The sequence below is a fragment of the Bradyrhizobium sp. CCGE-LA001 genome (genome assembly GCF_000296215.2).
In the GTDB taxonomy this organism is placed as follows: Bacteria; Pseudomonadota; Alphaproteobacteria; order Rhizobiales; family Xanthobacteraceae; genus Bradyrhizobium.
In genome coordinates this window covers 2,531,841-2,542,784 of the sequence record NZ_CP013949.1, presented here as the reverse complement: position 1 = coordinate 2,542,784, position 10,944 = coordinate 2,531,841, and the positions used below count along the sequence as shown (strand labels likewise).

Genomic DNA, 10,944 nt, shown 5'->3' with positions numbered 1-10,944 from the left:
TTCGGCGCAGCTAGGACGCCTGCTTCAGGACATCGTCCCTATCGGGCGGCGCGGATGCTTCTACCGACGGCGAGGGTCGCGGCGGAATGTTCGTCAACAGCACGCCCGAATTGGTGAGGGCAGCAATCTCCTGATCGGAGTAACCGTATTCTTTCATCACTTCGACGTTGTGTTCGCCGCGAAAGGCGGCTTCGCGCGCAGCGGCCAGCGGCGTCTTCGAGAAGTGCCAGGGCTTGCCGGGGATCCTGACGGCTTTGCCGCGGCGGTCGGTAACCTCTTCTATCGCGCCCCACCATTTGACCCAGTCCGAACCGGCGAAGTCCTTGACCGAGCGGACAACGCCGAACGCCAGTTTCACTTCGTCGAGCTGGGCGTCGAGTTCGCCGGCCGTGGCAAAGGAAAGAATCCATTGCTGGATGATCTGGTAAAGGGCGTTGAGATTCTTCCGGCGCGCCGCCGCCGTGGCGAATCTGGGATCTGAAGCGAGATCGGAGCGACGCATCGCCGCGATGTAATTCGGAAACGTCAGACTGCTGACGACACTGGTCGCAATTGTAATGACGTCACCGTAGCTCGTCTTGAAGAACGGCGAGTCAGCAGGTCCGAGCGCTGCCGGTTCGGCGCCGAGATCCACGCCGGAGAGATCGGCGTGCACCCGCTCATTGACGGCGAGCATGGTGGCGGCCATTGCAATATCGACATATTGGCCCTCGCCTGTTTGGTCGCGGTGATGCAGCGCTGCCAGAATGCCGATGATCGCTTCGAGACCCGTATAAATGTCGGCATGCGAATAGGCATCGTGCCGCTTGACCGTGAGATCCTCGCCGAGATGGTCGATCATTCCCCCGACAAAGCCGGATTCGGCATGGACAGTCGGCGCGTAGGCGCTGCGGTGTGACAGCGCGCTGCCCTGGCCGTAGCCGCTGATCGAAGCGTAGATCACTTTCGGGTTGCGCGCGGCGACGGATTCATAATCGAGGCCGAAGAATTTCAATGTCCCTGCACGAAAATTCTCAACGACGATGTCGGCGCTGTCGCACATCTTGCGCACGACTTCTCTTCCTTCGGGAAAGTTGAGGTCGATGCTGATGTTCCGTTTCCCGACGTTCTGTTGGATATAGTAGTAGGACATGCTCGCGGTTTCGTCGCCAGGCAGTGCGTACCGAGAGATGTCTCCGCGCGGCGGCTCGATCTTGATCACGTCGGCGCCGAGGTCCGACAGGGTCCTGGTGCAGTGAGGACCAGCAAGGACGCGCGAGAAGTCGACGACCTTGATTCCGGCAAGGGGGGCACGATTTGACATGACGATGTCCCTCAGCGGCCGGAGAAGATGGCGTGACCAGGCCCGGACTCGCGGAAGGCCTTGAGACCGACGACGAGATCGTTGCTCTGAAAGATTGGACGCTGCGCGTCAGACATTGCGCGGTCGGCTTTCACGACGGTCTCGTCCATATATTCGCGGATCAGTCGTTTGGTGGCGCCATGCGCTACCGTCGGGCCCACCGCAAGCTCGAGCGCGAGGATTCGCGTCGTTTCTTCGAGCTGGGCTTCGGGCACGACGCGATTGACGATATTCCAGCGCTCCAGCGTCGCCGCATCATAGCGACGCCCGAACAGAGCCATTTCCCTGGCGCGCGCCACGCCGGCGCGCGATGCCACACGTTGTATGGCGCCCATCAACGGATGCAGGCCCAGCGTCACTTCGACCATGCCGGCCTTCGCGGAGTCCGCGGCAACGATGATGTCGCAGGCCAGCGCCAGCTCGAATCCGCCACCGAGGGCCAGTCCGTGCATGCTCGCGATGATCGGCACAGGGACCTGTTCGAGCGCATCCAGGCAGGCGCACACATCAATTTCGGGCAGCCGTTCGCCCCGATTGTCGAATAGTTCTATTTCAGCACCGGCGGAGAAGTGCCGCAACCCGCTGCGAAGGATAATGGCGCGCGCGCCATCCTTATGAGCCTTTTCGACGGCGTCCAGGAGCGCAGTCAGCAGCGGCTTTGCCACGAGATTATAGGGCGCGAAAGTCATTGTCAGGGTAACGAGATCGCCCTCCCGACTGACGGTAACCAACTCGGTTGGTGTGGCCATTGAATTCCTCCCGTTTTTTGAGTCAGTCGATTAGTTCGATAATGGAACGGTACAGGAGAATATCGTACGGTCAATAGAAAAAAGATATTTATGGATCTATGTTGTATTCTTCCGATTCCTTATGAAAATGGCAGGATGCCCGAAGACGCGACCAGCCTTACCGTTTCAGCCTATGTTCGACTTCGCTCGGACATCCTGGCCGGCCGCTTGCCGGCCGGCGGAAAGCTGAAAATTCAAGATCTGGCTCAATATCTTCGGGTTAGCCCGAGCGTTGTACGGGAGGCTCTTTCGCGTCTCTCAGCCGAGGCGCTGGTTATTGCCGAGCCCCAGCGGGGTTTCCGGGTGGCGCCCATCAATGCCGCCGACGTTTCGGATCTGACGGCCGTCAGGATCGACATCGAACTGAAATGCATGCACCGCGCGATGAAACTCGGCGGCCTTAAATGGGAGGCTGCTATCGTCGCAGCCGATCATGAACTCTCGCACACGCCCCATGACATTCACGACCTGGGCGACGACTGGATGATCGCGCACGCGAAATTCCATGCCACTTTAGTGGCGGCTTGCGACAGCCCCTGGCTGCTGCGAATCCGCGACCAACTCTTCGTCCAAGGCGAACGCTATCGCCGCATCAATGCGCGAATGTCGCGGGCGGATCGCGATCTGCGCGGCGAACATTCGGCACTGGCCCGGGCCATTCTTGGCCGGGATGTGAAACTCGCCACCGATTTGATGACGGAACATCTGCGCTTGACCGAGGTGCTGACGCTTCAGTCGCTCAAGTTGCAGGCAGCCGTCGCCTAGCAAAAGCGTCTCCCGGTCCGATACATTCAATTCCGCCAGCCGCACTCAATTGATCGTCCGCTCGTATCCATCTCGTGAGCGACATCCTACCGTGTCCGCCAAACCCTATTTCCCGCGGAATACGGCCGAGCGACGTTCCACGAAAGACTGGATGCCTTCTTTCATGTCTTCGCTGCTGAAGACGCGATCCTTGATCTTGGGAATGTAGTCGACCGCAGCGCTCTCGCCGGCTTCGATGTATTTCAACGCGGCCTCCTTCGTCACCTGAATGCCGATCGGCGCGTTCTTGGCGATCAGATTCGCAATCTCCATCGCGCGCGCAATCTGCTGGCCGGGCGCAACGACTTCCTGAACGAAGCCGATCTTGTGAGCCCGGGCTGCGCCGAACTCGTCACACAGGAACAGGTGATACATCGCGTCTCCCCAACCCGCCCGCGTCAAATACCGGAAATGGGCACCACCAAGAGGCGCGATGCCGCGCTTGGATTCCATCTGACAGAACCGAGCGTCGTCGGCGGCGACGACGATGTCGCCAGCCAGCATCATTTCGATGCCAATCGTGAAGCAGATCCCCTGCACGGCCGTCACAATCGGCTTGCGGCACCGGCTCTTCAAGGCGAACGCATCGATGTTGCCGGGTTTTAGCTCGGTATTCTCGGCCTTGGGTCCGAAGAATTTCGGCATATCCAGCCCGGCCGTGAAATCCGGCCCCTCGGCGCAGAGTACCCCGACCCAATAATCGTCGGTGCGATCGAGAAGCGTCATCGCATCCGACATCTGCGCCATCATCTGCGGGCTGAAGGAGTTTTTCTTAGCCACGTTGTCGATGATGATCTTGAACACATGCCCATGCACCTCGGTGCGTATCTGGCCGACTTGGGTCTTGGTGTCGCTCATTGACACTCTCCGAACTGCTTTCCAGGCGATTGCGCCCTAGCTCAGTGCCGCAAACGCGGTCCGTTCGAAGGCCATCAATTCTTCCGTCCGGCCGTCGCGTATCTTCAGCAGCCATTGCGGATCCTGAAGCAGCGCCCGCCCCACCGCGACGAGATCGAACTCCTCGCGATCGAGGCGGCGGATCAGTTCATCGAGGGACGCCGGGCGGGAGCTCTCCCCGCCATATGCCGCGATGAACTCGCCGGTCAGGCCGACCGACCCGACCGAAATCGTCGGCACTCCCGTCACCTTCTTGGCCCACCCGGCGAAGTTCAAATCGGAGCCCTCGAACTCCGGCTCCCAGAAGCGTCGTTGCGAGCAATGCAGAATGTCGACCCCCGCGTCGACCAGAGGTTTGAGCCAGGCTTCCAGCGCGCGAGGCGTATCGGCCAGCTTCACTTCGTAGTCCTGTTGCTTCCACTGGCTGATGCGGAGCAATATAGGAAAATCCGGTCCGACCGACTTGCGCACAGCGTGGACAATATCAGCGGCAAACCGCGCCCGACCCGGCAGGTCCTTGCCGCCATAGCCATCTCCGCGGCGATTGGTGCCTTCCCAGAAGAACTGATCGATCAGATAGCCGTGCGCACCGTGCAATTCGACGGCGTCGAACCCTAGGCGCTTCGCAGCAAGCGCCGCATCGGCGAAAGCGCGGATGGCGTCTGCGATGTCCGCTTCGCTCATCGGCTCGCCGAATTTCTTCTCCGGTCGCGACAGACCCGACGGACTGTCGTAGGCACCCGGAGGAGACCAATCCTTGGCGCGGGTGCGAACGGCTCCGACGTGCCATAACTGCGGTGCCATCAGGCCACCCGCGGCATGCACCTCGTCGACCACACGCCGCCACGCCGCCAGCTCCTTCTCTCCGTGAAAGCGGGGAACGTTCGGATCGTTCAGGGATGCCGGACGATCGACGCCCGTACCCTCCGATATGATGAATCCGACCGCTCCTTCGGCACGCCGACGGTAATACCGCGCGACGTCTTCGGTCGGAATTCCACCGGGAGAGAATGAGCGCGTCATGGGCGCCATCACGACCCGGTTCGGCAAGTTGAGCCCTTTCAGCTTGAAAGGCCGAAAAAGAACGTCGCTGGACATCCGTACTCCATGATCTGGTGGTCGTGTTTGCAAGCTCAAATCATCCGCGCCGCATGTTCCGCAGGTACATTTTTACTTTCGGTCGGCGCTGAGTACGTCGCCAAATTGCTCCCACGTGGTCCCATTCCAGCGCTGCAACTGCAGCTGCGTGTAGGCCATGCTGCTTTCCGGGCCCGTGTTGATGACGACACTGACAGTGGGAAGCGACAGCCCGCGTATGCTCCGCGATTGCTTGACGATGTTCTCGCGCGAGAGATCGTTGCCACACTGCTTGAGCACCTGCTCCAGGATCTGTCCCTGCTGGGTCCCGAACAGATAATTGTTGTCTCCGATATCCGCGCCCGGCAGGTATTTGGCAAAGAAGTCGCGGTACCACTTGATGCCCGAATCATCCGCCCACTTCTTGTCGTTCGGATCCTTGGTGATGGTCGCGGCGACGATGCCCACGGCCTTTTCCGGTCCCGCCGGGATGATGGTCGACGACACGGAGCTCGAAACGAAGTTGATCAGGAACAGCGGCTTCCAACCGATCTCATCGGCTTTCTTGATGGCCTGCGCTGCGAATTTGGGCGTGCCGGCCACCAAAAACGCCGACGCGCCGGACGATTTCAGCGAAACGACGTGGGAATCAATGGTCGGCTCGGTCACTTCGTAGGACGACGCGACGACTTTCCTGTCGAAATCGGCCTTGAGGTAGCCCCTGAATGCATTGACGAAATCCTTACCCAGATCGTCGTTCTGATACAGGATGGCAATCTTCGCGTCCGGACGGGTCTGGGTGATGTATTTCGCGTAGATTCGTCCCTCGGTGTCGTAGCTCGGCAATCCCGTCGTGGTCATGGGGAATTCAGCGAAGTTCGTGAATTTGGTGACTCCGCTCACGACGAACAGATGCGGCACCTTCCTCGCGTTGACGTACTTGATCGTAGCGCTGATGCCGGGCGTACCCAGGGGGCCGAACAGGAACGCCACCTCGTCGCTCTCAATGAGTTTCCTGGTCTGCTCCACCGTCTTGGGAGGACTGTAGGCATCGTCGTAGGTGACGAGGTTGATCTTCCGCCCGTTGATGCCGCCGCGATCGTTGATTGAATTGACGTAGGCGATCATCCCCTTGCCGGTGTTGCTGAGCGGCGAAGCGGGCCCGCTAAAAGGGAACGTCGCTCCAATCTTTATCTCGGATTCGGTGACGCCCGGCGTCTGCGCATGCGCGCCGACTATGGATGCCGCGAGCGCGGCTGCAATCATGGCGCTTCTCAACATTGTCATCTCCCTTTGGCGACAAGTCCGTCGCTAACGTTCTTTCTTGAACCGCATATTGCCGTGCAAATCACTCCTGACGCCCGTCAGCCAGCGGCTGCCGCACGGGACGGCTTCGGGGCGACCTGCTCGTTCGCCATCTCCCGCAACTTGTGCTTCAGTATCTTTCCGGTGGAGGCCGAGGGCAGAGCGTCAAGCACGATCAATTCGGTCGGACGCTTGTAGGACGTGAGCAATTGGGCCGCGTACGCCTTGAGGTCTTCCGCGCTGATGCTCGCACCGGGGAGAAGCTGAACGAACGCGACGACCTCCTCGTTGCCCCCAACCTTTCGTCCGACGACGGCCGACTGAACGACCTGCTCGTGCGCGTTCAGGACCGCCTCCACCTCGGCGGGATAAACGTTGAAGCCGGAGCGGATGATAAGCTCCTTGGTGCGGCCGGCGATATAGAGATGCCCCTTGCCGTTCACCCGCGCGAGATCCCCCGTGTTGAACCATCCCTGCCCATCGATCGCCGCCGCCGTCAGGTCGGGCGCACGATAGTAGCCGAGCATGATGTTCGGACCCCGCACGTGCAATTCGCCCACCTCGCCGGTCGGCACGTTCTTTCCTTGTCCGTCCACGATGCGGTGCTCGATGCCGGGAAGAAACGGGCCGACCGACTCATCCGGGACAGGTTGTTCCGAACGGACCCCCGTGAGACCCGGTGAGCATTCCGTTATGCCGTAATTGTTCAGCAGCGGGATTCCAAACTCGTCCTCGACGCGCTTCTTGAGATCGAGGTCGAGCGGAGCACCGGCGACAGCCATGATCCGCAGCCTCCCCCGTTCGAGCCGTCGGATGCCTTTGACCGCTTTGTGCTCAAGCAGCCGCTGATATGTGGCAGGCACGCCGAACAGGCTCGTAATCCCCTCCTCGGCGATGGCATGAGCCAGCGCGGCGGGATCGGCCTTGGCTACGACATGCAACGTGCCGCCGTGCATCAGCGTCGAGATCAGCAGGATCGCATACCCGACGATGTGCGACATCGGCAGCACGCCGTAGACACGGTCGTCTGGGCCGCTGCGGCGAAGGATTCCCGACGTCCTTGCGGTGAAGAGGAGGTTGCGGTGACTCAGCATGACGCCCTTCGGCGCACCGGTCGTGCCCGAGGTGTATAAGAGGCCGGCGACCTGGCGGGCGCCATCCTTCTCGACGGGCTCCGCTTCCGCATTCGTATTGAGAGGACCGACACCGATTCCACCAAATGGCCCGACGGCGGCGATAGTCGCACCGACCCGGGTGGCATGATCGGCCGCTTCCTTCGATAGCGCCGAGTTGAACAGTACGCGTCTGGCACCGCTGTGCGTCCCGATCAGATCGATCTCTCGGGCCGAAAGGCGGGGATTGACCGGAATACCCCAGGCATCGAGCTTGCTCGCCGCGAAGAGCATCACGCCGAGGGCCACGCTGTTCTCGCTGGCAACGATCAGGCGATCACCAGGCCTGATGCCCAAACCGGCGAGATCCTTTGCCGCGGCGTCGACTGCGTCCGAGAACTGCCGGTAGCTCCAAGAACGCCCGCCTTCCACGAAGGCCGGATGATCCGGAATATCCCGCACGAACGGCTCGTAGACCTCGTGCACTCTGGACGGCAGGCCGTCCAACAATTCGGCTGCGGTGAGCTTGTCCACGCTCCTCATGCCATCCTCCCCTGTGCCTTGTTTTCGGCAGCGTTGCAGCCCCTTCGACCGGGAGGTCCGCACGCTCATTGCTATCGGCAGGTGGAGTAAACCGTTCTAAAATAGAACTGTCAAGACGGCTGTATGGCCAGTCGGCTATATTCTACAGAACCGCCAGTAGAAGCATCGAATTCCAATTTGGAATTGTCGACCTCCGCAGAATCGTTCGAAGGAGATCAGGTAGGCGCGCCTACCATTTCTCGACCCACGGCCGCAGCACGACTTCAAAGGCCCAGGTCGAGCGATGTTGGCGGTGCAGTTGCAGATAGGTCTCGGCAATGTGAGCGGGGTCGGCCATGTTGTCGTCGACAGTCGTTCCCGCCAGCCGGTGCGCCCGGGTGCCGTCCTCCTGAGTCCAGCCGATCGCGGCGTCGATCGGCACATTCGCCACGTGGATTCCCCGCGGCATCAATTCTCTCGCCATGCTTTGCGCGAGCCCGGACTTGGCATGGCACGCCATCGCAAATGCACCACTCGATGGAAAGCCCTTGAGCGCGGCGCTGGCGTTCGTGAAAATAATCGTTCCTCGCGCGCCATTGGCATCAGGCTCGTTTCCGAGCATCAGCCGAGCGGCCTGTTGGCCCACCAGAAACGCAGAGAACGCGGCGTTGCGAAGCGTCTCGAACGCCATGACCGGGTCGGCCTCGACCACCGTCTTGCGGAAAATGCCGGAAACGCGACCGTCGATGTTGTGCACGACAAGCCTTGGCGTCCCGACCTCTTGAACGACGTCTTCGAACAGCTGCGCCACGGCCGCCGGTTCGCTTGCATCGCAGGCGTAGCGACGCACGCCATGCATCTTCTCCAGGGTCTCAAGGACGGCTTTTCCCGGATTCCTGGCTGCGACGGCGACGCGCATGCCGTTCTCCGCAAACAGCCTGGCGCAACTCGAGCTGATGCCCGGCCCACCGCCGACGATGAGTGCAACGCCAGATGCGGAAGTGCGAGTGTCGCTGGGTGACTGAGTCATGTTGCTTCCTCCAATGCGTTTACCTTGTCGATCACAAGTCATGGCTTCGCAACGCGAGCAGCGTCATTGCGGGACCTAGTGCGTAACGGCAATCACGACCTTGCCCTTAGCGCGCCCGGTCTCGACATAGGCGAGCGCGTCCCCGGTTTTTTCGAACGGAAAGACCTTGTCGACGACCGGACGGATTACGCCGGATTCGATCAGGGACGTGATTTCGCGGAGCTGCTGTCCTTGCGCACGCATGAACAGGAATGAGAAGCGCACGCCAAGTTTTCTGGCTTTCTTCCGCACGCCATGGCTCAGCAAGCGCATCACCAGTTTCAGGAAGAAGTTCATGCCCTGCTCCCTCGCGAATTCCGGGTCGGGCGGCCCGGAGATCGAGATGAGCAGGCCGCCCGGCTTGAGCACGCGCAGAGATTTTTCAAGCGTCTTGGCGTCCTGGCTGTGCAGGACCAGATCGTAGCCCGACAAAACCTTCTCGAAATCCTGCGTCTTGTAGTCGATGACCAGGTCCGCGCCGAGGCTCTTGACCAGCTCGGCATTTTTCGCGCTCGTCGTCGTCGCCACGACCGCGCCAAGATGCTTGGCGAGTTGGATCGCGAAAGTCCCGACGCCCCCGGAGCCAGCCTGGATGAAGACCTTCTGGCCAGGCTTCAGCTTGCCCACCTCGACCAGCGCCTGCCAGGCGGTCAGTCCCACCAGCGGGATGGACGCAGCCTCTTCCATGCTGATGTTCGCAGGCTTCGGCGCCACGTCGGCTTCGTTGATGGCAACGAGTTCGGCGAATGTTCCGATCCGATGATCGCGCGGCCGTGCATAGACCTCGTCGCCTGCCTTGAACCGCCTGACATTGCGGCCAGCCCTCACGACCGTTCCGGCAACATCGTGGCCCAGAATGAAAGGTGGGCGATACGGCAGGATGAGTTTGAATTCTCCATCCCTGAGCTTGGAGTCCAGGACGTTCACAGCAGTTGCGTGAATCCGCACCAGGACATCATGGTCCCGCAACTCCGATTCCGGCATGTCTGCGAGGCGCAGAGCGCCCTTCTTCTGGTATTTGTCGACGACGAATGCCTTCATGATCTCGTCTCCAATCTGAAATTTCGTCGCGGCGTCAGGCGTCGAGGAAGGACAGCGCCTTCGGCACGAAATCGGCGTGGTACTGGAAGATCCCGCCATGCCCGGCATCTTCGTAGATGACCAATTGTGCGCCCGGGATACGCCGTGCCATGTCGGTGCTGTTTGCGGTTGGCACCATGATGTCGTTATCGCCATTCGCGATCAGGACCGGGATACGGAGGCTGCCGAGATCCTGAGGCGCCTGCTGGCCCCAGCTCTTGATCGCCTTGAGTTGCCGCAACAGGGCCGCTGGCGTGGCCGCTTTGTCCCGATCTGCCTTGCGCTCCTTCAGCCTTGCCAGAAAGGCCTTTGCGGCCCGGCGACCATTAGCCGTGGAGGTGAAGAACAGGTAGAATTTCGGGTCTCGCAAAGTCAGCAAGCCCTTGATCATCAGCGGCCAGGACACCGGCCCAACCTTCTCGATACCTTTGCCGCCTGCCGGGCCCGTGCCGGTCAGAATGAGCTTTCGCACCAGACCAGGGGCCTTCAGCGCGATCTCCTGCGCCACGAAGCCGCCGAGGGAAAAGCCGAGCAGATCGACTTTTTCAAAGCCCAGCGCGGTGATCAGGGCAATCGTATCTTGCGCCATTTCGCCGACGGTGACAGGCGCTTTCCCGCTTGAAGCGCCGATACCTCGGTAGTCGATCGCGATGACGCGATGCCTGGTGGCGAGCCCATCGACGATCGGCGGATCAAAATTGTCGAGCACCGCGCCCCAATGGTTGAGAAGGATCAATGGCACGCCAGTGCGCGGTCCGACGTCGCGATAGGCGAAGGTTGTTCCTGCAGCACTGATCGAGAGATTCGGCGCATCGACATAGCGCACGACCGATCCCGGGTGGCTGACATAGTTTGACATCACTTGCTCCATCGTTCGGCTGGCACCGGAAGCACCCGGAATCAGCGCAATTCCCTGTTCTGTCTTGCTCATTCCGGCCTTCTCAATTT

At 60.7% G+C, this 10,944-nt stretch carries 10 protein-coding genes; 1 reads left to right on the top strand and 9 read right to left on the bottom strand.

The features are described 5' to 3' along the window. Positions 1 to 10: 10 nt before the first annotated feature. Together BCCGELA001_RS11975 and BCCGELA001_RS11970 are read right to left on the bottom strand one after the other, a co-directional pair. Positions 11 to 1,303, bottom strand: a complete 1,293-nt coding sequence (locus BCCGELA001_RS11975) for a CaiB/BaiF CoA transferase family protein (protein WP_008550920.1) — start codon at positions 1,301 to 1,303, stop codon at positions 11 to 13. Between the two features lie 11 nt (positions 1,304 to 1,314). After that, positions 1,315 to 2,007: an enoyl-CoA hydratase/isomerase family protein gene (locus BCCGELA001_RS11970; protein WP_236840861.1), complete on the bottom strand. Its 693-nt coding sequence runs from the start codon at positions 2,005 to 2,007 to the stop codon at positions 1,315 to 1,317. A gap of 219 nt (positions 2,008 to 2,226) precedes the next feature. On the opposite strand from BCCGELA001_RS11970, the gene BCCGELA001_RS11965 reads away from it, so the two are divergent. Further along, positions 2,227 to 2,895, top strand: a complete 669-nt coding sequence (locus tag BCCGELA001_RS11965) for a GntR family transcriptional regulator (RefSeq protein WP_063921103.1) — start codon at positions 2,227 to 2,229, stop codon at positions 2,893 to 2,895. A 105-nt stretch (positions 2,896 to 3,000) separates the two neighbouring features. Here BCCGELA001_RS11965 and BCCGELA001_RS11960 read toward each other — a convergent pair whose 3' ends face one another. The 7 genes from BCCGELA001_RS11960 to BCCGELA001_RS11930 all read right to left on the bottom strand — a co-directional run bounded on the left by BCCGELA001_RS11960 (position 3,001) and on the right by BCCGELA001_RS11930 (position 10,855). After that, positions 3,001 to 3,792, bottom strand: a complete 792-nt coding sequence (locus BCCGELA001_RS11960) for a crotonase/enoyl-CoA hydratase family protein (protein ID WP_008550933.1) — start codon at positions 3,790 to 3,792, stop codon at positions 3,001 to 3,003. A gap of 36 nt (positions 3,793 to 3,828) precedes the next feature. Continuing rightward, the gene (locus BCCGELA001_RS11955) at positions 3,829 to 4,929 is read right to left on the bottom strand and encodes an NADH:flavin oxidoreductase (RefSeq protein WP_008550935.1); all 1,101 of its coding nucleotides are present in this window, start codon (positions 4,927 to 4,929) and stop codon (positions 3,829 to 3,831) included. A gap of 72 nt (positions 4,930 to 5,001) precedes the next feature. After that, on the bottom strand, positions 5,002 to 6,174 hold the full coding sequence (locus tag BCCGELA001_RS11950) for an ABC transporter substrate-binding protein (protein WP_008550938.1): 1,173 nt from the start codon (positions 6,172 to 6,174) through the stop codon (positions 5,002 to 5,004). Positions 6,175 to 6,272: 98 nt separating this feature from the next. Next, on the bottom strand, positions 6,273 to 7,868 hold the full coding sequence (locus BCCGELA001_RS11945) for a class I adenylate-forming enzyme family protein (RefSeq protein WP_060735374.1): 1,596 nt from the start codon (positions 7,866 to 7,868) through the stop codon (positions 6,273 to 6,275). A gap of 229 nt (positions 7,869 to 8,097) precedes the next feature. Next, positions 8,098 to 8,877, bottom strand: coding sequence for an SDR family oxidoreductase (locus BCCGELA001_RS11940; protein ID WP_063921102.1), 780 nt, complete (start codon positions 8,875 to 8,877; stop codon positions 8,098 to 8,100). A 75-nt stretch (positions 8,878 to 8,952) separates the two neighbouring features. Further along, positions 8,953 to 9,957: an NADP-dependent oxidoreductase gene (locus BCCGELA001_RS11935; RefSeq protein WP_008550945.1), complete on the bottom strand. Its 1,005-nt coding sequence runs from the start codon at positions 9,955 to 9,957 to the stop codon at positions 8,953 to 8,955. A gap of 34 nt (positions 9,958 to 9,991) precedes the next feature. Continuing rightward, positions 9,992 to 10,855 (bottom strand): alpha/beta fold hydrolase, encoded by an 864-nt coding sequence (locus BCCGELA001_RS11930; protein ID WP_060737619.1) that lies wholly within the window; start codon positions 10,853 to 10,855, stop codon positions 9,992 to 9,994. Between the last annotated feature and the right edge of the window lie 89 nt (positions 10,856 to 10,944).